We start from the raw sequence: 22,617 nt of genomic DNA, 5'->3' as shown, positions 1-22,617 counted from the left end.
GAGAAAAAGTATTTAACAAAGGATGGTGTATCTTGTGGCAATATTAAATTGTATTATAGGTGTAGCTTTTATATTTCTAGTAGCATTTTTATTTTCAAATAATAAGAAAAAAATAAATTGGAGAACTGTGATTATTGGATTTATAATTCAATTTGCATTTGCATTTGCTGCATTAAAATGGAGTGTTGGAAAATATGTATTAAGTAAGATTGCATTAGGGGTTCAATCTGTAATTGATTATGCAAAAGAAGGAATATCATTCTTATTTGGCTCATTAGCTAATGATGGAAGTATTTTTGCTGTTAATGTTTTAGGAGTAATTATATTTATTTCAGCAGTAGTATCAGTATTATATTACTTAGGAATTATGCAGTTTGTTATAAAGCTTATAGGTGGAGGGTTAGCGAAGCTTTTAGGTACATCTAAGTTAGAAACTATATCATCATCAGCAAATATATTCTTAGGGCAAACAGAAGCACCCCTTTTAATTAAACCATATGTTGAAAAATTAACAGAATCTGAATTATTTACAGTTATGGTTGGAGGCCTTGCTTCCGTTTCTGGATCAATATTAGTTGGATATTCATTATTAGGAATTCCTATTGAATACTTAGTATCTGCTAGTTTTATGTCAGCTCCAGCAGGACTTATAATTTCTAAAATAATAATTCCAGAAATAAAAGAAGATAAAGTAAATGAAGAAATTGAAATGGTAAAGGATGATTCAGCAAATGTTGTTGATGCAGCATCTAAGGGAGCTATTGATGGATTAGGACTAGTTCTTAACATAGCAGCAATATTATTAGCATTTGTAGCATTAATTGCGCTTGTAAATGGTGTTATTGGAATGGTTGGTGGATGGTTTGGAATAACTAACTTAAGTTTACAATCTATTTTAGGATATATTTTTGCCCCAGTAGCAGTTATTATAGGAGTACCAATGAAGGAAGCAGTAGTTGCAGGTTCATTAATAGGTCAAAAAATAATATTAAATGAATTTGTAGCATTTACAAGTCTTTCTGAAATAATGAGTACATTATCAGCTAAAACAATAGCTGTAGTAACTTTTTCATTATGTGGATTTGCCAATATTTCTTCTATAGCAATTTTAATTGGAGGTATAGGAGGAATGGCACCTAGTAGAAAGCATGATATAGCTCGTTTAGGGTGGAAAGCAGTATTAGGTGGAACCTTAGCAAATCTTCTTAGTGCTACAATTGCAGGACTTTTATTAACAATATAATTTTTTTGATGAGTAATAACGAAAAAATAATTTAAACCTAACACCAAGCTACAATTATTAATAGCACAAGCATTAACTAATTAAAATTAAATTGGCTCAATGCCGTACATCTGGTAATAAAGAAAAAGATAAATGGAGTATCGGAAGGAAGATTATATTGATTCCTGTAGATATTCCATTTATTTTTTTCGTATTACCATGATAATTTTTTAAAGGAAACTCGACTCCCTAACGGTCGCTGAGTACACTAAAGTGTACCTTCAAGGAGTAAAATTGAAAATTTGGAGGCTTTCTTAATAAATTTGTAATAAATATAATAATTTTTTTGTAAGACTTTCTTGTTACTATATAAATATAAGTTAAGTAGCATGGTATAATAATACATTATGAAGGGAGTGCAATTTAGGTATGGAGAAAAATAATGTTTTAGTAGTAGATGATGATAAAGAGATAGTTGATGCTATTGATATATATTTAAGAAATGAAGGAATTAATGTAATTAAAGCTTATGATGGATTAGAAGCATTGGAAGCTTTAATGGAAAATGATGTGTATCTTATATTAATGGATATAATGATGCCTAATATGGATGGACTTAGAACTACAATGAAAATAAGGAAGGAAAAGAATATCCCTATTATATTAATTTCTGCAAAATCAGAGGATACAGATAAAATATTAGGTCTTAATATGGGGGCAGATGATTATATAACTAAGCCGTTTAATCCATTAGAACTTATAGCAAGAGTTAAGTCACAGTTAAGAAGGTATACTGTCTTTGGAAACTATGGTGGGAAAAAGGAAGAGGAAAGTAATTCAATAATAAGTAGTGGAGGACTTTCATTAAATCAAGATACAAAAGAAGTATTAGTTGATGGGGAATCAATTAAATTAACAGCAACTGAATTTGGCATATTAGAATTATTATTAAGAAATCAAGGAAGGGTTTTTTCTATAGATGAAATATATGAAAATGTATGGAAAGAACCTAGTTATAATGCAGAAAATACAGTAGCAGTACATATACGAAGGATTAGAGAAAAAATAGAAATCAATCCTAAGGATCCTAAATATTTAAAGGTGGTGTGGGGTATTGGATATAAAATCGAAAAATACTAGTAAAGAAAATATTAATGAAGAAGAAATAATAGTTTCAGATAAAAAGATAAAAAATAACAAAAGAAATATTTTAAGTAGTAATAATAGCAAATATATAATTTATATTTTAACTGTTATATCATTAGCATGTACATTTCTATTAGGCATAGAAATTAAAGATAACTTGGGATATGTTATACCAGAGAGAGTATATTTACAAACTCAAGTAGCAAATGATATAAATGATTATACAAGTTTGGTAGAGGATTATTCATTATATTATAAATCAGCTAGTTATGCTAAGGATAAGGATAATATAACTCAAAATGATATAGATATTTGTAAGGCTGAATTATTAGATAAGGCTAATAATGAATACGATAATTATAGAACTTCTAAATATAATGATGATAGCTTTAATAGTTTAACTTATGAACAGCAAGAAAAGATATTAGAGGAACAAAGAGAAAAAATAGATGAAAAATATACTTTAAGTGATGAAGAAATGAATGAGTATATTTTAAATAGAAAAAGCAATAGTGCAAGTAATTTAAATAATAAAATAAAATCTTATGTTAATTTAAATTTTAGAGCTTATGATAAATTAAATGATGTTTGGATTGGTGGAAGTGAAATTGATTCTACTGAGATTATAGAAAATGGTAGATATTTCAAAGAAATAAATATTGATTATAATGGAAACATAATTGAAAAAATATATGTTAATGGTAAGGAAATAGATAAGAATAATATATTAGGTAAATTTATTGATAATTATAGCTATAGTACTAGATTCTCTAATTATAGTTATGAAAATACGTCTATTGCCCAACTTAAGTATGATTATAGCGAAAAACATAATATAACATTATATATATGGATGCCTAAGGAACTTAAATCAGGGGATGTAGTTTCTGAAAGCTTTAAGGGTGTGCAACATAATGTTACTAGTTTTTATTTAAGTTGTATTACATTTGTAATATTTTTAGTTCTAACAATATTTTGTTTATTATACTTAGCTAAATATAAAGTAAAGGTAGCGTTAATAGAAAAAATAATAAATAAGGTTAAAGGGTATCCTATCGAATATAAAATTGGAGTTGGAATTATAGGGTGGATAATTTGGAATATTGGGCCACACATTTACTATAATTCAAATAATTATATAAGAAGATTAAATTTATCATCAATAATATGGGTATCTATAGTAGTTGTAATATATTATTTATTAGTTAGAGTTATAATTGTTAGCTACAATGAAGGAACTTTATTAAAAAATAATATTACAATTAAGGTTTGGAACTATTTAAGTGATGTAATGAATAGAGGGTCTATAATAAGAACATTCTTAATAATGACAGCTTTATATGTAGCAATGGGATTAGTATTATTTTTCTTATCAGCAATGCTTTATATATGGCCAATAGGAATAATTGCAGGAATAATATTAACTATTGTATATATTATAATATTTATTAAAGATTTAGTTTATTTAGATAAAATAATGGTTGGATCAAAGGCGGCAGCAGAAGGTAAATTAAACTATAAAATAGATGAAAAGGGAAGAGGACATCTAAGAGAATTGGCTCATGATATTAATAATATGAGAGATGGATTAAAGAAGTCTGTTGAAAATGAAATGAAAAGCGAAAACATGAAAACAGAACTTATTACCAATGTATCTCATGATTTAAAAACACCTTTAACTTCAATAATTAATTATATTGATTTATTAAAGAGAGAAAATATACAACCAGAAACTGCTATGGATTATGTAAATATATTAGATAAAAAATCTCAAAGACTTAAAGTTTTAATAGAAGATTTATTTGAAGCATCTAAGGCAGCAAGTGGAGCTATGGAACTTAATATTGCTAAAATAGATATTGGGCAATTATTAAAGCAAGCATTAGGTGAAAATGATGAAAGATTTAAAGATAGCAATTTAAATGTTAAATTAAATGTTCCAGAAGAAAAGATATTTATTAATGGAGATGGAAAGAGATTATATAGAGTGTTTGAAAATCTTATTTCTAATATAGTTAAATATTCATTAAGTAATACTAGAGTTTATATTGATATGTATAAAGAAGAAAAAGAAGTTATAATAGTGATGAGAAATATATCAGCTTATGAATTAAGCTTTGATACTAATGAAATAACAAATAGATTTAAACGTGGAGATTCATCAAGAAGCACAGAAGGGTCAGGATTAGGTCTTGCTATAGCTAAAAGTATAGTAGAGCTTCATGGTGGAAGCTTTAATATTGAAGTCGATGGAGATTTATTTAAATCTATAATAAGATTAAAGTAGTATATTTTTATATAATAGTTAATGAAAATTATATATTTAAATTAAAACTAATAAGTGACTTTCAAGTTAAGATTAACATGAATTTAATCAATAAATCTCTAGTAACTATTTAAGTGAAATTTGTGAAGAGCTGTACTAAAAGGTATAGCTCTTTATTTAATGAGAAATTTATCAATTGATAATCAATATCTATATATAAATAGATAAAGCTAGTAACAATGCTAACTGATATATATTATCAATTAGAAAATTTTTAAAAAATTTTTCAAAAAAGACTTGTAATTAATAATTATTATTATATAATAATAGATGTAAGGTGATTCGAGAGAGCACAAAAACAAAAGAGCAAGTAAATAAGAAATTAAGAAAATTAAAGATATATCGAATAGATTTTAGGAGGAATAGAATTATGAAAAAATTCGTTTGTACAGTATGTGGATATGTTCACGAAGGAGAAACTGCACCAGAAGTATGTCCAGTATGTGGAGTTGGAGCAGATAAATTCGTAGAACAAGCAGGAGAATTAGTATTTGCTGATGAGCACAGAATTGGAGTAGCTCAAGGTGTAGATGAAAGAGTAATCGAAGGATTAAGAGCTAACTTTGTTGGAGAATGTACAGAAGTAGGAATGTACTTAGCAATGTCAAGACAAGCTGATAGAGAAGGATTCCCAGAAGTTGCTGAAGCTTATAAGAGAATAGCAATTGAAGAAGCAGAACACGCTGCAAAATTCGCTGAATTATTAGGAGAAGTAGTAGTAGCTGATACAAAAGCTAACTTAGAAGCTAGAGTAGCTGCAGAGCACGGAGCAACTCAAGGAAAGAAAGATTTAGCTACATTAGCTAAACAATTAAACTTAGATGCAATCCATGACACAGTTCATGAAATGTGCAAAGATGAAGCTAGACATGGAAAAGCTTTCGAAGGTTTATTAAACAGATACTTTGCTTAAGATTTAGTAAACAAAAGATAAAAAATACTACAAAAGTATGAATTGAAAAATTGTACTTTTGTAGTATATAATAAAAATTGGTTTTAAGAAAATTAATGAAATATATGAAAATTTAGGAGGAATGGAATTATGAAAAAATTCGTTTGTACAGTATGTGGATATGTTCACGAAGGAGAAACTGCACCAGAAGTATGTCCAGTATGTGGAGTTGGAGCAGATAAATTCGTAGAACAAGCAGGAGAATTAGTATTTGCTGATGAGCACAGAATTGGAGTAGCTCAAGGTGTAGATGAAAGAGTAATCGAAGGATTAAGAGCTAACTTTGTTGGAGAATGTACAGAAGTAGGAATGTACTTAGCAATGTCAAGACAAGCTGATAGAGAAGGATTCCCAGAAGTTGCTGAAGCTTATAAGAGAATAGCAATTGAAGAAGCAGAACACGCTGCAAAATTCGCTGAATTATTAGGAGAAGTAGTAGTAGCTGATACAAAAGCTAACTTAGAAGCTAGAGTAGCTGCAGAGCACGGAGCAACTCAAGGAAAGAAAGATTTAGCTACATTAGCTAAACAATTAAACTTAGATGCAATCCATGACACAGTTCATGAAATGTGCAAAGATGAAGCTAGACACGGAAAAGCTTTCGAAGGATTATTAAACAGATACTTCGCATAAGATTAAAAATAACCATGCCAATCGGCATGGTTATTTTTAACTTCAAGTTTAGCGAGTAATAAGTAGCAAGTTTATGTGAAAGCTTCTTGGTAAGCTTCTAAAATATATTTTTAAAAGTTTTCTTAAGGAGACTTTTTTCCTAAACTTGTCACTTGAAATTTGAAATTTGTTATTGACTATCCACTAACTAAATTATTTCGCAATTTAATTAAACTGATGTATAATGGTAAGAAATAATAAAAATATAGGAAGGTTTTTTTATGGCATATATAATATTATTAATAATGTTTTTCTTACTAAATTTAATATCGGCATTATCGTTAATATTTATAGAGAGAAAAGAGCCTACAACTACATGGGCATGGTTAGTAATTTTAATTGCACTTCCAGGAGTAGGGTTAATTTTATATTTATTATTAGGTCAAAATCTAAGTAGGCAGAAAATATTTAGAGAAAAAAAACTTGCAGACAAAATAAAAAGATATAAATTAAGGGGAACTCATGAATTGTCTAACTTTAGCAGTGATAGTGAAGTAAATGAAAATTATGAAGACTTAATATTAATGAATTACAATCATTCTGGAGCAATTTATACAGTTGGTAATGAAGTAAAAACTTATATTAATGGTGAGGATAAATTTAAAGATTTATTTGAAGATATAAGAAATGCAAAGTGTTTTATACATATAGAATACTATATTTTTAGATATGATGAATTAGGTAAGGCATTAGTAAATGAATTAAGAAAAAAAGCTGAAGATGGTTTGGAGATAAGACTTCTTATAGATGGAATGGGTTCAAAAGCAATTACAAAAAATATTATTAAAGAAATTGAGTCCTATGGAATAAAGATGGCTGTATTTTTTCCGGGAATTTTACCGCATATAAATACACGTATAAACTACAGAAATCATAGAAAGATAGCTGTAATAGATGGAAAAGTAGGTTATGTAGGGGGATTTAATGTAGGAAACGAATACGTAAATAAGGGAAAACAGTTTAAGTTCTGGAGAGATACTCATATCAGAATAAGAGGTGAAGCTGTTAATGAACTTAATAAACGTTTTATTTTAGACTGGGATTATGCTGCAGATGAGAATATGGGAAATATGTTTATGTATTTTCCAACTCCAGAGAAGGTTGGAGATGTAGGTATTCAAATTGTATCATCAGGGCCCGATCATATGGAGGAGTACATTAAAAATTCTTATATGAAAATTATTAATAGTGCTAAAAATTATGTTTATATTCAAACACCATATTTAGTACCAGATAGCCCTATGCTAGAGGCATTAAAAATATCAGCATTATCAGGTGTTGATGTAAGAATAATAGTGCCAGGAGAGCCGGATCATTTCTTTATGGAGTGGATGCTTAGTGCCAATATAGGATTATTAATTGAATATGGAATAAAAATATATAGGTATGGTAATGGATTTATTCACTCTAAAACAATAGTTGCTGACGGCCAGGTATGTAGTATTGGTACAGCTAATTTAGATATAAGAAGCTTTAAATTAAATTTTGAAGTAAATGCATTTATTTATAATGAGAAAGTAGCAAAAGAGCAAGAAAAAATATTTTTAGATGATCAGGAAAAATCTAAATTAGTAATCAAAGAAGAATATGATAAAAGATCAAAAAATTTAAAAATAAAAGAATCATTAATAAGATTATTAGCACCCATTTTATAAAGCTGATAAAAAACATATTGTTAAATGTAAAAAGATTGACAAAGTGGTTAAAAATGGTTAAACTATAAAAAAGTAATTTGATTATTAAAGAATTAGAATTAAGAGGTATATATTATGAAAGGATTAGAAAAGAATTTAACTGCAAAATTTTATAGCTTTTTTTACTTTATATTCTGGGGCTTTTATTTTAGCGCTGGCTATTTCTTTTGCAAAAATATGAATAAATCTTTTCTAATGAGTATTTAGTGAAACTTTTTATATATCTTAATATTTAAAAGTGTATTTAAAGTATAGTTTATTAAGAGAACTCATTAAGAGTTCTCTTTTTTTATAACTGAAACTCCAAATTTCCAATTTGGCAAGTTGAAGTTACACATTCGACCTAAAGGGAGAAGGTGTTTCATAACTGAAACTCCAAATTTCCAATTTGGCAAGTTGAAGTTACACATTCGACCTAAAGGGAGAAGGTGTTTCATATATAAACTATTAAGTAGAATAGTATATAAGAGAGTAAAACTACTCACTTAAAACTACTAACTCATAAGTAATTTAAAGGGGGCAATTTAAATGGTAGTAATTTTAAAACCAAAAACAAGCAATGAAGCAATTAAAAAATTAACAGGAGAGTTAGAATCTTTAGGGGTTACTGTTAATCCTGTTACAGGAACGGAAATGAGTATTTTAGGGCTAGTTGGGGATACAACTAAAATAGACCCTTCATACATTGAAGCAAATCCAAATGTTGAAAGAGTAATGAAAGTCCAAGAACCTTTCAAAAAGGCAAATAGATTATTCCATCCAGAAAATACAGTAATTGATGTTAATGGACATACAATAGGTGGAAATAAAATTGCAGTTATAGCTGGACCTTGTTCTGTTGAAAGTAAGGAGCAAATTAAATTAGTAGCAGAAGAAGTTAAAAAATATGGAGCTGGTTTCTTAAGAGGTGGAGCATTTAAACCAAGAACTTCACCATATAGCTTCCAAGGATTAAAATATGAAGGATTAGATTTATTAAATGAAGCAAAGGCCAAAACTGGCTTGCCAGTTGTGACAGAGTTAATGTCACCATATGATATAGATACATTCGTTGAAAAGGCTGATATAATTCAAGTTGGTGCAAGAAATATGCAAAACTTTGATTTATTAAAGGAATTAGGTAAAATTGATAAGCCTATATTATTAAAGAGAGGTTTATCAGCAACAATAGAAGAACTTTTAATGAGTGCTGAATACATTATGGCTGGAGGTAATGAAAAAGTTATTCTTTGTGAAAGAGGAATAAGAACTTTTGAAACATATACAAGAAATACTTTGGATTTAAGTGCAGTACCAGCAATTAAAAGATTAAGCCACTTACCAGTAGTTATTGATCCGAGTCATTCTGCAGGTAAATGGTGGATGGTTGAACCACTTGCTAAAGCAGCTGTTGCAGTTGGAGCAGATGGCCTTATAATAGAAGTACACAATGATCCTCAAAAGGCATTATGCGATGGTCAGCAATCAATTAAGCCTGATGTATTTGCAAAATTGATGGAAGATTTAAAGCTAATAGCAGCTGCTGTAGGAAGAGAAATTTAAAACAGCAAGAGGAAGAAGATTTAAGAGTTAATAGTTATGAGTTAATAGTTCAAGGGAGAAATTAAGCAGAGCTGAATTTAAAAAATATATTATTAAGAAACTCCTACAGGAGTTTCATCCTTAACTATTAACTAAAAACTACTAACTCTTAACTAATGGAAGGGTGATGTAATGGAATTAGTAGTTGATTTAAAGGAAAGAAGTTATCCTATAATAATTGAAAATGGAGTTATTAATAGAGTAGCAGAAGAAGTTAGTAAGGTTTATAACGGTAGAAGAATATTTATAGTTACTGATGATAATGTAAATAAGTATTATGGTGATAAAGTTGTATCTTCATTAAAGAATAAAGATTTTGAAGTTAAGTTATTATCTTTAGGACCAGGGGAAAAGACTAAAAACTTTAATACATTACCTACTGTATATGATGCACTTTTAGATTTTAATTTAACTAGAAGCGATTTAATAATTGCATTAGGTGGAGGAGTTATTGGAGACTTAACTGGATTTGTAGCTTCTACATATTTAAGGGGAGTAGACTTTATTCAAATACCAACATCACTTTTAGCACAAGTTGATAGTAGTGTTGGAGGAAAAGTTGCTGTAGATTTAGAAAGAGGTAAAAACTTAGTAGGAAGTTTTTATCATCCTAAATGTGTCTTAATAGATCCAGAAGTATTAAATACATTAGATAATAGATTTCTTATAGATGGAATGGGTGAAGTTATTAAATATGGTTGTATTAAAGATAGTAAGTTTTTTGACTTATTAGAAAAAGTAGAAAATCATCAACATTTAATGAATTGTATGGAACAGATTATTCATGGATGTTGTGATATTAAAAGAGCAGTTGTAGAAAATGATGAAAAAGATAAAGGTGAAAGAATGCTTTTAAACTTTGGTCATACATTAGCTCATGCAATTGAGCAACACTATAATTATGAAAAATATAGTCATGGTGAAGCTGTAGCAATTGGTATGTATGAAATAACTAAGGTTAGTGAAGCAAAAGGTTTAACAAAGGAAGGAACTGCAGAGAGAATAAAAAATATTTTAGTTAAATATAATCTTCCTTATAAAATGGATGTTGATTTAAAAGAATTATTAGGGGCTATTAACTTAGATAAAAAGAAAATGGGAAATGACTTAAATCTCATAATATTAAAAGAAATAGGTAATTCAAAAATATATAAAACAACAACAAGCTTTTTTAGTTAAGGGGTTTAGATAGTTAATAGTCTTAGATAGTTAAAAATTGATAGTTAATAATTAAGAGTTAATGAATAAAGTCTGTTTGGACAGACTTTGGAAAAATATATTATTAAGAAACTCCTTAAGGAGTTTCAAACTTAAACTATTAACTATTAACTCAAAACTCTTAACTAACAGAAAGGGGAGCACATGGCAAATTTAAAGATAAATCCTTCAAGGCTTAAGGGAGAGGTTAAAATACCACCATCAAAGAGTATGGCTCATAGAGCTATTATTTGTGCAGCTTTAAGTGAAGGATTAAGCATTATAGAAAATATAGATTATTCAGATGATATTATAGCAACTATTGATGCAATGAAGTCTTTAGGAGCTACAATAGTTAGATATAAAGATCATTTAGAAGTAATTGGAGTATATGGAGTGCCTAAAAAGGCTAAAGATTTCAGAATTATAGATTGTAACGAATCAGGATCAACTTTAAGATTCTTAGTTCCTATATCATTACTATTTAGTGGAAGTAGTAAATTTATTGGTAAAGGAAACTTAGGAAAAAGACCATTAACTACTTATTATAATATATTTGATAATCAAGGAATTGAATATTCTTATGAAGAGGGAAATCTTAATTTAATTATTAATGGAAAGTTAAAACCAGGAGTATTTGAAGTTGAAGGTAATGTTAGTTCTCAATTTATTACAGGTTTATTATTTACATTACCATTATTAAATGGAGATTCTAAAATTATCATTACTACTGAAATGGAATCGAAGGGATACATTGATTTAACATTAAGAGCAATGAGTGATTTTGGAGTTGAAATAATTAATAATAATTATAGAGAATTTATTATTAAGGGAAATCAAAAATACAATGCTAGAAATTATAGAGTTGAAGGCGATTATTCCCAAGCTGCATTTTTCCTTTGTGCAGATGCGTTAGGAAATGATGTTTTATGTCAGGATTTAGATTTAAATTCCCTTCAAGGTGACAAGGAAGTAATAGATATTTTAGAAAGAATGAATGTTGTATTTAATTCAAAGGATACTGATGTTAAGGGAATTATTAATGGTGAATTAATTGCTACAATAATTGATGGAAGTCAATGTCCAGATATTATTCCAGTATTAACAGCTGTAGCAGCTTTATCAAAAGGTACAACAGAAATAATAAATGCAGGTAGATTAAGAATAAAAGAATGTGATAGACTTGCAGCAGTAACATCTGAGCTTAATAAATTAGGAGCTAAGATAATAGAAAAAGAAGATGGATTATTAGTTACAGGAGTAGAAAAATTAAAAGGTAATGTAGAAGTATGGAGCCATAAGGATCATAGAATAGCAATGACATTAGCAATTGCTTCTACAAGATGTGAAGAGCCAATAGTAATAAAAGATTATGAATGTATAGCAAAATCTTATCCACGATTCTTTGATGATTTTAGAACTTTAGGAGGAGATATTCATGAGTGGAATGTGGGGAAATAACATAAAAGTATCTATTTTTGGTGAATCTCATGGAAATGCAATTGGAATCAATATTGATGGATTACCTTCTGGCTTTGAAATAGATATTGATAAGATAATGGTAGAAATGGCAAGAAGAGCACCAGGTAAAAGTCCATTATCGACTCCAAGAAAAGAAGGAGATGTTCCAGAAATATTAAGTGGATATTTTGAAGGAAAAACAACAGGAACACCACTTTGTGCAATTATAAGAAATTCTAATACTAAATCTAAAGATTATTCAAAGCTTAAAGATGTGATGAGACCTGGACATGCGGATTATACTGGAGTTATAAGATATAATGGATTTAATGATTATAGAGGTGGAGGGCATTTTTCAGGAAGAATAACTGCACCGTTAGTATTTGCAGGAGCTATTTGTAAGCAAATATTAGAATCAAAAGGAATAGTAATTGCAGCACATGTTAATTCTATAGGTAACATAAAAGATAAAAGTTTTTTAGAAACTGATATAAATGATGAGTTATTAAATTCATTTAAGGGAAAGGAACTTCCATTAATAAATACTAATTTAGAAGCTTCAATGAGAGAAGAAATTATGAATGCAAGAAGTGATAAAGATTCTATAGGGGGAACTATAGAATGTGCTATCTTAGGTATAAAACCAGGAGTTGGAAATCCATTTTTTGATTCAGTAGAATCCACATTAGCACATTTAATGTTTTCAGTTCCAGCAGTTAAAGGTATTGAATTTGGAAGAGGTTTTGATATTTCTAAAATGAGAGGTTCAGAAGCAAATGATGAATACTACTTAGATGGTGAAATTATCAAGACAAGAACTAATAACAATGGTGGAATTTTAGGTGGTATTACTAATGGAATGCCAATAGTATTTAATGTTGCAATTAAACCAACAGCTTCAATATTTAAGGAACAAAAAACTGTTAATATAGAAACTATGGAAGAAACTACTTTAAATATAGAGGGAAGACATGATCCATGTATAGTACAAAGAGCACTTCCAGTTATAGAAGCAGTAGCAGCAATAGGAATGCTTGAGTTAGTTAATAATTAATAGCTAGGAGTTTAGGGATAAATTCAGTTTAAGTGAATTTAAAAAATATGTTTTAGAAATTTCCTAAGGAGTTTCTTCATTAACTCTTAACTAAAAACTCCTAACTAAACAAAGGGTGGTGATTAATGTGGATCTTTCAGAATGCAGGAAAGAAATTGACAATATAGATAAAGAATTAGTTAAATTATTTGAAAAAAGAATGAATGTAGCAATAAATGTAGCTAAATATAAGATTGAAAATAATCTTCCTATATTTAATGAAGCAAGAGAAGTGGAAGTTATAAAAAAGAATGTTGATAGATTAAATAATAAAGAGTATTCAAAGCTTACAGAAAACTTCTTTAATCATTTAATGGCATTAAGTAGAAAGCTTCAAGCAGATATTTTTGAAGAAAATAATGATGATACTATAAGTAAAATAGAAGATACTATTTCAGTTAATAAAGATAAAAGAAGTTTAAATAATATTAGAATTGGTTATCAAGGAGTAAAGGGTTCTTTTAGCGAAGAAGCAATGATTAAATACTTTGGAGAGAACCATGAAAATAATAATTATGAAGAATTTGAAGATGTATTCTCTGCATTAAAGAATGATGAAATAGATTATGGAATATTACCTATTGAAAATTCATATACAGGTGCAATAACAAGTGTTTATGATTTATTAGTTAAGTATGGACTTTATATAGTTGGTGAAGAATGTATAAAGATAGACCAAAATTTAATAGGGATAAAGGGTACTAAGATCAATGATATAAAGGAAGTGTATTCACATCCACAAGGATTTGAACAAAGTAAAGAATTTTTAAGTAATTATAGTAATTTAAAACTTATTCCCTTTCATAATACAGCAATCAGTGCCAAGTATATATCAGAGTTAAATGATAAATCAAAAGCTGCAATTGCAAGCTTAAGGGCAGCTAAGATATATGATTTAGATATAATCCAAAAAGAAATAAATGATAAAGATGATAATCATACAAAGTTTATTATAGTAGGAAGAAAACTAGAATCATCAAAAGATTGTAATAAGATTACAGTAGTATTTTCTTTAGATGATAAGTCAGGTACTTTGTATAATCTTTTAAGACACTTTGCAGAAAATAATATTAACATGATTAAAATAGAATCTAGACCAAGTAAGAATGAACCTTGGCAATATCTTTTATATGTAGATTTTGAAGGCAATATAGAAAATGAAGATGTTAAAAAGGCAATTAGGTTAATTGAAGAAAATAGTGAATATTTTAAATTACTTGGAAGCTATAAGAAGGTTAACAAGCTGTAATTTAGTTAATAGTTAACAGTTAATAATTTAGAAATATAGTTAGAAATTCTGCAAGGATTTCATCCTAAATTATTAACTAAAAACTATTAACTCTTAACTAACCCAAAGGTGGTGTTTAAATGGAGTTCTATGGATTATTAGGGGAAAAGTTGAGTCATAGCTTATCACCGAGAATCAATAAAATAATATTAGAAAAAAATAAAACTGAAGGTGCATATAAATTATTTGAAATTCCAAAAGATAGATTAAATGATTTTGTAGAAGCGGTAAAATTGCTTAAGATAAAAGGTTTTAATGTTACAATTCCATATAAGGAAAGTGTAATGAAATACTTAGATTATATTTCAGATGAAGCAGCTAGAATTGGTGCGGTAAATACAGTAATGCTTAAAGCAAATAAGCTTTATGGATATAATACTGATTATTTTGGCATTAAAGTCATGCTTAAGAGTAAGAATATAAATGTAAAAAATAAAACTGCAGTTATCTTAGGATCTGGTGGTGCCTGTAAGGCTGTTATTACTTATTTATTGGATAATGAAGTAGAAAAGATATATATAGTAAGTAGAACACCGGAAAGTGTTAATTTAAATAAAATAGATAAGAAAATAAGTATTATTAATTATAATGAATTAAATAGTATAAAAGGATATTTAATTATTAATACAACTCCTGTTGGAATGTTTCCAAATGTTGATAATTCTGCAGTTAGTAAAGAGGTAATTAAAAATTTTGATGTAGCTGTAGATTTAGTATATAATCCTACACAAACTAAATTTCTTCAATTTGCAACAGAAGAAGGAAAAGTTGCTATAGGTGGATTACATATGCTAGTGGGGCAAGCAGTCAAAAGTCAAGCTATATTTAATGATAGGGAAATAAGTGAAGAGTTGATAAATTATATATACGATGATTTATCTAAAGATTTTAAGTAGTAGGAGTGTAGGTATGAAGGAGATGGAGAAAAGTATTACATTGATAGGGTTACCAGGATGTGGAAAGACTACGGTAGGAAATTTACTTTCAGATAAATTGAATTATGAATTTATAGATATGGATTTTTATATTGAAGATAATCAAGGAAAGACTATTATAGAGTTATTTAAAAATGGTGAAGATTATTTTAGAAATATAGAAACCGAAACTTGCAAAGAGCTTGGAGAGAGAAGTAAAACTATCATTTCTTCAGGTGGAGGAGTTGTAAAGAAGCGTATAAATATAGAATATTTAAAGAAAAATTCTATAGTTGTTTTTATTGATAGACCAGTAGAAAATATATTAGGAGATATAGAAGTTGAAAAGAGACCTTTACTAGCAAATGGTAAAGAAGTATTATATAAATTATATGATGAAAGATATGACTTATATAAAGAATACTGTGATTATAGAGTTGAAAATACAGGAAGCCTAGAAGAGGTCGTTAATAAAATAGCAAAAGTTGTAAATAGGTAATGGTTAAAAGTTAAGGAATAAATTCTGCTTGAGCAGGCTTTAGAAAAATATATTATTAAGAAATTAACTATTAACTCAAAACTATTAACTAAATGAAGTATGGAGGTATGGTAGAAATGATTATTGTAATGAATCCTAAATGCAGCGAAAGAGAAGTAAAGGCTGTAGAAAATGAATTAACTAAACAGGGGTTAGGTGTTAACCTTTCTCAAGGATCAACTTTTTGTATTATAGGTGTAGTTGGTGAAACTAGAATTATAGATCCAGATAAAATACTATCTTTTGATGGTGTAGATAAAATATTGAAAGTAGAAGAGCCATTTAAAAAAGCAAATAGATTATTTAAACCAGAGGATACAATTGTCAACGTAGATGGAACTTTAGTTGGTGGAAACCATCTTGGAATTATGGCAGGTCCATGTTCTGTTGAAAGTGAAGAGCAAATAATTGAAATAGCTAAGTCTATAAAAGAATCAGGAGCAAATTTCTTAAGAGGAGGAGCCTTCAAGCCAAGAACTTCACCTTATAGCTTCCAAGGCTTAGAGCTAGAAGGATTAAAATTATTAAAAGTTGCAAAAAAAGAAACTGCTTTACCGATAGTTACAGAAATAATGTCTACTAAATATATAGATGAATTTGTAAATAATGTTGATGTAATTCAAGTTGGTGCTAGAAATATGCAAAACTTTGATTTATTAAAGGAATTGGGAAAGACTAATAAACCAATATTACTTAAGAGAGGTTTATCTGCTACTATTGAAGAATGGCTTATGAGTGCTGAATATATAATGGCTGGTGGAAATGAAAATATTATTCTTTGTGAAAGAGGAATAAGAACATATGAAACTTACACTAGAAATACTTTAGATTTAAGCGCTATACCAGTAATTAAAAAGCTATCACATTTACCAGTAATAGTAGATCCAAGTCATGCAGCAGGATATTGGTACTTAGTTGAGCCACTTGCAAAAGCAGCAATAGCAGCAGGAGCAGATGGACTTATGATAGAAGTTCATAATAATCCTCAATGTGCATTAAGTGATGGACAACAATCACTTAAACCAGCTTTATTTGATAAGGTGATGAAGAAAGTAAAAGTTTTAGCTGAAATAGAAGGAAAAACATTATAGTTAAGAGTTAATAGTTATAAATTGGTAGTTAAGGATGAAACTTTTTTAGGAGTTTCTTAAATATCTTTAACTACTAATTTTTAACTCAAAACTATTAACTAATTAAAATGGGGGGCATTATGAGAATAGTTATTGTAGGTCTTGGTGTTATTGGTGGTGGATATGCAATGGCACTTAAGGAAGCAGGATATAGTGAAGTCTACGGTGTAGATAAAAATATAGAAACATTAAAAAAGGCAAAGGCTTTAGGAATTATTAAAGAAGGTTATGAAGATGGGAAGGATATAATTCAAAGCGCTGATTTAATTGTCTTAGCTATTTATCCTAATCTAGTAAAAGATTTTATTATAAAAAATAAAGAGTATTTTAAAGATGGGACAATAATAACAGATGTAACTGGAATTAAACAGTTATTTATAAATGAAATAATTGAGATATTACCAGATAAAATTGATTTTGTTTTTGCACATCCTATGGCGGGTAGAGAGAAAAAAGGCATAGACTATGCAACTAATCAGGTTTTTAAAGGGGCGAATTTCTTAATTACAGTTATTGATAGAAATAAGGATAAAAATATAAATTTAATTGAAGATTTAGCATACAAGATGGGGTTTAAACATGTTAAAAGAATATGTCCAAAGTATCATGATGAAATGATTGCATTTACTAGTCAGTTGCCTCATGCTTTAGCAGTAGCTCTTATAAATAGTGATATTGAAGGAAGAAATACAGGAGAGTTTATAGGGGATAGTTATAGGGATCTAACTAGAATTGCAAATATTAATGAATCTTTATGGAGTCAATTGTTTTTAGGAAATAAAGAAAATTTACTTAAAACTATTTATAATTTTGAAGCTGAATTGGATAAAATTAAGGCTTGTTTAGAGAAAGATGATAAAGAAGGACTTCAAGAGTTATTTATAAAGTCTTCAAAAAGAAGAGAAAAATTATAGATTAATGTATTTAAATTTAAGATAGGTTAAAAGATGGTATCTATATTTTAGAGGCCATCTTTTTTAGCTATGTATAAAATTTAAAATAGTGGAGAAAAGTATAAACGTAAGGATGGTAATATTTTTATATAATATAATAATTTGCTTGAAACCGTTTATTAAATATAGAAAAGGATAAATTTAAAGGGAATTTGCTAAATATCAAAATTGATATAGGTTACAAATTAGAGTAGTATTGCCTCTTGTATATCTAATTGGAAAGGGAGAGATTATTTTGGCAGAACCAAAAAAAATAACAAAACAATTTATTATATCACAAACTGTTTTATATGTTTTTATAATGGCATTTGTAATAATGTTTAAAACTATTTTTGGAGATAAAAACACATTGGTGGGAGTAATGGGAATAACAGCAATTTTAATGTTGACACAAGTTAATCTTACTATTTCTCCAGTAAAAAACTTATTTAAATTAATTGTAATAAATATAGGAATTGGAGTATTTACATATTTAGCAAATCTTAATGTATGGGGGGCTATACCTCTAAATTTTATAGCTATATTTATAATAATTTATACATTTTATTATAATTTAAAGTCACCAGTTTATTTACCATTTTCATTACAATATTTATTTCTATTAGCTACTCCAATTACTGCAAAGGAATTACCAATGAGATTACTTTCACTTTTAGTAGCTCCAATTGGAATTATGTTAATACAATTTATTGTTAACAAAAATAAAACTACTAAGGTTGGAAATAAATTAATAGGTAGTATTTGTGATGATCTTATAAAAAAAATAAATGATAAAAGTTTAAATAAACAAGAAATTAATAAATCAATTAAAATTAATTCTACTGAATTTAGAAAAATTATTTATGATAATAGAAAAGATGAATTTTATGTAACGGAAGAAGGTAGGATAAAATTAAATATTGTTGTGGTCTTAGAAAAGCTATCAAATTTATTAGATAAAGATATTGATAATAAATATGTATTAGAGGATTTATCAATTTGTTTACAAGAAGTAAAGCGTAGTTTAGGAAAAGAAGATAATTTGAATAATGTTAATGATATTATAACTAATATATTAAATAAATATAAGGATGATAATATACATGGCTTAGATACTTTAAGAATATTAAATACTATTAATATGTTGAAGATATCATTAGAAGAATTAAAATTATTAGGTAAAGAAAATTATAATAAGATAGAAGCTAATGGTGATATACCGGAAGACTATAAAATGGTTAATGTTCATAAGAAAGAATTTTATAAAAAGTCAGTAAAATTTTCTTATGCTGTTAGGGTATCATTAGGTGTGGCTATCTCAGCTTTTATTGCAGATTATTTTAAATTTTCAGAAGGAAAATGGATTTACTTCACAGCGATGGCTATAATAATTCCTATATATGAATTATCTAAGAAAAAGATTAAAGACAGGATGTTTGCAACACTTGTTGGGGGAGTCATTGTAGTTTTATTATTCACTATATTTACAAATACATTAGTCAGAGTGTTAATAATAATGGCAGCAGGTTATTTAAGATCATATGCATTTACATATAGGTATGGAACTATTTATACTACAATATGTGCAATTGGGTCTGTTGCCATGTCTGGTGGAGCAGTAGTATTAACTATTAATAGAATAGTATTTGTTATATTAGGAACAATAATTGGGATTATAATTAATAGATTTGTACTACCGGTAAAAATGAAAGATGCTAATAATGAACTATCAGAAATGTATACAGATGTAATTGATGGGATGCTAAAAGAAGTATATGAAAAAGCAAAGAATGAAAATGATAATAGGAATGAAATGGATACGTTATTACTAGTAAGCACTATGATAGAAGAGAAAATATCAGCTAATAATGCTGATTATATTACTGAAGAAATTGATAATTATTTTGATAAAATAAGAATTTTAATTGTTGATATTTATCAGTTATATACATTAGTAAGAAGAAGTGAAATTAATCTTAACAATGTTGAATATATGCTTGATGATTTAAAGATGTTATCTAATCCAATAAATGGAGATATAGATATGACAATAAAAAGAGTAGAAGAACATATCAAATCAACTAAAGGGATTGAGAATAAGATAATCTTTGCAAGCATAAGAGGTGTTTTAGCTGAAATAAAAGAAGTAAAAGAAATGAAAGAAATATTGGCTAAAGAAAATGAAGAATAAAAAGTGAATAAATTAATATAAAATACATCAAAAAACCTAGGTAAAAATATTCTAGGTTTTTTGTTATTATGGTAATAAAATAAACTGAATTATTAGGTTTAGGTGAACTACTATAGTTAGTAACTATGATATATATTGAAGTACTCTATAAGAGCTAAGATAAATATGTAAAAATATATGGATAATTTTTTTGATAATGCTGTATAATATTTACATACTTATTTAAGGGGGAAGCAATATGTATTGTAAAAATTGTGGAGAGAAACTAAATGAAGGTGTTAACTTTTGTTTTAAATGTGGATTTAAAGCTGGAGATGGAAATGTATATTGTGATAAATGTGGTGTTAAAGTAAATGGCACTACTTGCTATAATTGTGGAAACAATTTTGAAGATTATACTGATGATATAAATCAAAATGAGGATAATGGATTTAATAGCAATCAAAATTATTCTAATAATTATAATAATCAAGGCAATTACAATACTAACAATAATAATCAAGGATATAATAACCACAATTATAATAATAACCCTAATTATAATCAAAATTATAATAATGTTGTTAGAAGACCAAAATCACGAATTGCAGCAGGAATATTAGGAATATTAGTGGGTGGACTTGGAATACACAGATTTTATTTAGGGTATATAGGAATTGGTATTATACAAATTGTAGTAACAATTTTAACTTGTGGTGCAGGAAGTCTTTGGGGATTCATTGAGGGAATACTTATTTTATGTGGAACTACAATAACAACTGATGCTGATGGAATACCTTTATCTGATAACTAATAAAACAGTTTAAGACTAAAAAGTAATATGCATTAAAATAAGGGTGATTAGGAATGAATGAGAGAATTGAAAAAATAGTAAATGACGAATTAAAATCTGGAAATCTAGCAGGGGTAAGTATTTGCGCCATTAAGAATGGAAAAGAAATTTATAATAAACAATTTGGGTATTCTAATTTAGAGGAAAGAACAAAAGTAAAAAGGGATACTATTTATAACATATATTCAATGTCTAAGCCTGTTACAGCGGCAGCGACAATGCTATTAATAGAAAGAGGAAAATTAACATTAGATACGCCAGTATGTAGTATTTTAGATGGTTTCAAAAATCAACAGGTTTTAGTAAATGGGATTTTAGAACCTGTTAAAAGAGATGTTGTAATAAAAGATCTTTTAACTATGACTTCTGGTGTGGCATATCCAAGTGATAGCGAAGTCGGACAAATTACTAATAAAGTAGTTGATGAAGCAATTGAAAAAGAATTAATGAGGAAGCCGTTAACTACAGTAGAATTTGCTAATAAATTAGGACAAGTTCCTTTAGAATTCCAACCAGGAGAAAAATGGGCTTATGGTTTTTCGGCAGATATTCTTGGAGCTGTAATTGAAGTTATTTCAGGAAAAGAATATAGAGAGTTTTTAAAAGAGGAATTTTTTATACCATTAGAAATGATAGATACAGATTTTTATGTTCCGGAAGAAAAGTGGGAAAGATTTGCAAAGGTATATGAATATTTTGAAGAAGAGCCTAAACTAAGGCCATATCAGGGATATAACTTAGCTATAATGAGGCAAAATAGATTGCCAGGTTTTCAATCAGGTGGAGCAGGATTAGTTTCAACACTTGATGATTATTTACATTTTGATACAATGATACTGAACAATGGAGTTTACAAAGGTAATAGAATATTAAGCAAAGAGTCAATAGACTTTATGAGAACTAATCATTTGAACGAAGAACAATTAAAAAGTTATGATTGGGAAGATTTAAAAGGATATGGGTATGGTACTTTTGTAAGAGTACTAAAGGATAAAGAATTAGCAAATACACCAGGCAGGATAGGCGAGTTTGGTTGGGGAGGATGGGCTGGAACAGAGTCTATCATTGATCCGGAAAGTAATATGATAGTTTTATACTTTATTCAAAGAATTAACAAATGTGATAATGTTGAAAAGGAAATAAGAAAATATCTTTATGAAATTGTATAATAAAATAAGTTTAAAAGTTAAAATTATAGATAAAAGTTAAATGCGTTCTGAGTTGCTGTATAAATTAGTGAAAACATATATGAAATGACACTATTAATTGTAAATATAAGAATAATAAAAAGTATGTAAAAATGGAGTAAGAATTATTTCTTACTCCATTTAAATTTGTAAAACAATATGTTAAAAATTTTTGTTATTTATTTTTATGACGAATTGTCAAGCTAAGTGCAACACTTAGCTTGTTCTTCGTTAAATGCTTCTAACGGTGTCTTGTATCCA

The 22,617-nt window shown here is 27.9% G+C and carries 18 protein-coding genes; all 18 read left to right on the top strand.

Annotated features, from left to right (window positions below):
• The first annotated feature begins 34 nt into the window (after nucleotides 1-34).
• The 18 genes from ABUA17_RS14385 to ABUA17_RS14300 all read left to right on the top strand — a co-directional run bounded on the left by ABUA17_RS14385 (nucleotide 35) and on the right by ABUA17_RS14300 (nucleotide 22,338).
• Nucleotides 35-1,243, top strand: a complete 1,209-nt coding sequence (locus ABUA17_RS14385) for a NupC/NupG family nucleoside CNT transporter (protein ID WP_055277736.1) — start codon at nucleotides 35-37, stop codon at nucleotides 1,241-1,243.
• Between the two features lie 408 nt (nucleotides 1,244-1,651).
• A complete protein-coding gene (locus ABUA17_RS14380; RefSeq protein WP_042400751.1) occupies nucleotides 1,652-2,362 on the top strand; it encodes a response regulator transcription factor in 711 nt (236 codons plus the stop codon).
• Nucleotides 2,337-4,655, top strand: coding sequence for a HAMP domain-containing sensor histidine kinase (locus ABUA17_RS14375; protein ID WP_055277735.1), 2,319 nt, complete (start codon nucleotides 2,337-2,339; stop codon nucleotides 4,653-4,655). Before ABUA17_RS14380 ends, ABUA17_RS14375 begins: the two co-directional genes overlap by 26 nt.
• Nucleotides 4,656-5,064: 409 nt before the next feature.
• On the top strand, nucleotides 5,065-5,607 hold the full coding sequence (locus ABUA17_RS14370) for an NADH peroxidase (RefSeq protein WP_055277734.1): 543 nt from the start codon (nucleotides 5,065-5,067) through the stop codon (nucleotides 5,605-5,607).
• Nucleotides 5,608-5,736: 129 nt separating this feature from the next.
• Complete coding sequence (locus tag ABUA17_RS14365; protein WP_055277734.1) at nucleotides 5,737-6,279, top strand: NADH peroxidase; 543 nt, start codon at nucleotides 5,737-5,739, stop codon at nucleotides 6,277-6,279.
• Between the two features lie 260 nt (nucleotides 6,280-6,539).
• Complete coding sequence (cls, locus tag ABUA17_RS14360) at nucleotides 6,540-7,973, top strand: cardiolipin synthase (protein ID WP_042402169.1); 1,434 nt, start codon at nucleotides 6,540-6,542, stop codon at nucleotides 7,971-7,973.
• 567 nt (nucleotides 7,974-8,540) lie between these two features.
• Nucleotides 8,541-9,554 (top strand): 3-deoxy-7-phosphoheptulonate synthase, encoded by a 1,014-nt coding sequence (gene aroF / locus ABUA17_RS14355; protein ID WP_042402166.1) that lies wholly within the window; start codon nucleotides 8,541-8,543, stop codon nucleotides 9,552-9,554.
• A 171-nt stretch (nucleotides 9,555-9,725) separates the two neighbouring features.
• A complete protein-coding gene (aroB, locus tag ABUA17_RS14350; protein ID WP_055277591.1) occupies nucleotides 9,726-10,772 on the top strand; it encodes a 3-dehydroquinate synthase in 1,047 nt (348 codons plus the stop codon).
• Nucleotides 10,773-10,955: 183 nt separating this feature from the next.
• A complete protein-coding gene (gene aroA / locus ABUA17_RS14345; protein ID WP_055277589.1) occupies nucleotides 10,956-12,251 on the top strand; it encodes a 3-phosphoshikimate 1-carboxyvinyltransferase in 1,296 nt (431 codons plus the stop codon).
• Nucleotides 12,229-13,305, top strand: coding sequence for a chorismate synthase (gene aroC, locus ABUA17_RS14340; RefSeq protein ID WP_055277587.1), 1,077 nt, complete (start codon nucleotides 12,229-12,231; stop codon nucleotides 13,303-13,305). The genes aroA and aroC overlap by 23 nt, the downstream gene beginning before the upstream one ends.
• Before the next feature lie 127 nt (nucleotides 13,306-13,432).
• On the top strand, nucleotides 13,433-14,593 hold the full coding sequence (gene pheA, locus ABUA17_RS14335) for a prephenate dehydratase (protein ID WP_042402155.1): 1,161 nt from the start codon (nucleotides 13,433-13,435) through the stop codon (nucleotides 14,591-14,593).
• Nucleotides 14,594-14,712: 119 nt separating this feature from the next.
• On the top strand, nucleotides 14,713-15,528 hold the full coding sequence (gene aroE, locus ABUA17_RS14330; protein ID WP_042402151.1) for a shikimate dehydrogenase: 816 nt from the start codon (nucleotides 14,713-14,715) through the stop codon (nucleotides 15,526-15,528).
• A gap of 22 nt (nucleotides 15,529-15,550) precedes the next feature.
• Complete coding sequence (locus ABUA17_RS14325) at nucleotides 15,551-16,045, top strand: shikimate kinase (RefSeq protein ID WP_042402181.1); 495 nt, start codon at nucleotides 15,551-15,553, stop codon at nucleotides 16,043-16,045.
• 116 nt (nucleotides 16,046-16,161) lie between these two features.
• Nucleotides 16,162-17,175: a 3-deoxy-7-phosphoheptulonate synthase gene (gene aroF, locus ABUA17_RS14320; RefSeq protein WP_055277585.1), complete on the top strand. Its 1,014-nt coding sequence runs from the start codon at nucleotides 16,162-16,164 to the stop codon at nucleotides 17,173-17,175.
• A gap of 119 nt (nucleotides 17,176-17,294) precedes the next feature.
• Nucleotides 17,295-18,128, top strand: a complete 834-nt coding sequence (locus tag ABUA17_RS14315) for a prephenate dehydrogenase (protein WP_042402145.1) — start codon at nucleotides 17,295-17,297, stop codon at nucleotides 18,126-18,128.
• 274 nt (nucleotides 18,129-18,402) lie between these two features.
• A complete protein-coding gene (locus ABUA17_RS14310) occupies nucleotides 18,403-20,337 on the top strand; it encodes an FUSC family protein (RefSeq protein ID WP_195955562.1) in 1,935 nt (644 codons plus the stop codon).
• 238 nt (nucleotides 20,338-20,575) lie between these two features.
• Nucleotides 20,576-21,130, top strand: a complete 555-nt coding sequence (locus tag ABUA17_RS14305; protein ID WP_078061400.1) for an NINE protein — start codon at nucleotides 20,576-20,578, stop codon at nucleotides 21,128-21,130.
• A gap of 53 nt (nucleotides 21,131-21,183) precedes the next feature.
• Entirely contained in the window at nucleotides 21,184-22,338 is a 1,155-nt protein-coding gene (locus ABUA17_RS14300; protein ID WP_042402142.1) for a serine hydrolase domain-containing protein, read from the top strand.
• The last annotated feature ends 279 nt before the right edge of the window (nucleotides 22,339-22,617 follow it).

The sequence above is a fragment of the Clostridium sp. RTP31139st1_H3_RTP31139_211217 genome (assembly GCF_040227035.1).
GTDB lineage: Bacteria > Bacillota > Clostridia > Clostridiales > Clostridiaceae > Clostridium > Clostridium saudiense.
Note: the sequence above shows the minus strand (reverse complement) of the source record. Positions and strands in the feature narration are given on the sequence as shown.

Excerpts from the sequence above, each read along its gene's own strand:
- ABUA17_RS14380 (WP_042400751.1), top strand. The coding sequence starts at position 1,652 with ATGGAGAAAAATAATGTTTTAGTAGTAGATGATGATAAAGAGATAGTT.
- ABUA17_RS14370 (WP_055277734.1), top strand. The coding sequence starts at position 5,065 with ATGAAAAAATTCGTTTGTACAGTATGTGGATATGTTCACGAAGGAGAA.
- ABUA17_RS14365 (WP_055277734.1), top strand. The coding sequence starts at position 5,737 with ATGAAAAAATTCGTTTGTACAGTATGTGGATATGTTCACGAAGGAGAA.
- cls (WP_042402169.1), top strand. The coding sequence starts at position 6,540 with ATGGCATATATAATATTATTAATAATGTTTTTCTTACTAAATTTAATA.
- aroF (WP_042402166.1), top strand. The coding sequence starts at position 8,541 with ATGGTAGTAATTTTAAAACCAAAAACAAGCAATGAAGCAATTAAAAAA.
- aroB (WP_055277591.1), top strand. The coding sequence starts at position 9,726 with ATGGAATTAGTAGTTGATTTAAAGGAAAGAAGTTATCCTATAATAATT.
- aroA (WP_055277589.1), top strand. The coding sequence starts at position 10,956 with ATGGCAAATTTAAAGATAAATCCTTCAAGGCTTAAGGGAGAGGTTAAA.
- aroC (WP_055277587.1), top strand. The coding sequence starts at position 12,229 with ATGAGTGGAATGTGGGGAAATAACATAAAAGTATCTATTTTTGGTGAA.
- aroE (WP_042402151.1), top strand. The coding sequence starts at position 14,713 with ATGGAGTTCTATGGATTATTAGGGGAAAAGTTGAGTCATAGCTTATCA.
- ABUA17_RS14325 (WP_042402181.1), top strand. The coding sequence starts at position 15,551 with ATGGAGAAAAGTATTACATTGATAGGGTTACCAGGATGTGGAAAGACT.
- aroF (WP_055277585.1), top strand. The coding sequence starts at position 16,162 with ATGATTATTGTAATGAATCCTAAATGCAGCGAAAGAGAAGTAAAGGCT.
- ABUA17_RS14315 (WP_042402145.1), top strand. The coding sequence starts at position 17,295 with ATGAGAATAGTTATTGTAGGTCTTGGTGTTATTGGTGGTGGATATGCA.
- ABUA17_RS14305 (WP_078061400.1), top strand. The coding sequence starts at position 20,576 with ATGTATTGTAAAAATTGTGGAGAGAAACTAAATGAAGGTGTTAACTTT.
- ABUA17_RS14300 (WP_042402142.1), top strand. The coding sequence starts at position 21,184 with ATGAATGAGAGAATTGAAAAAATAGTAAATGACGAATTAAAATCTGGA.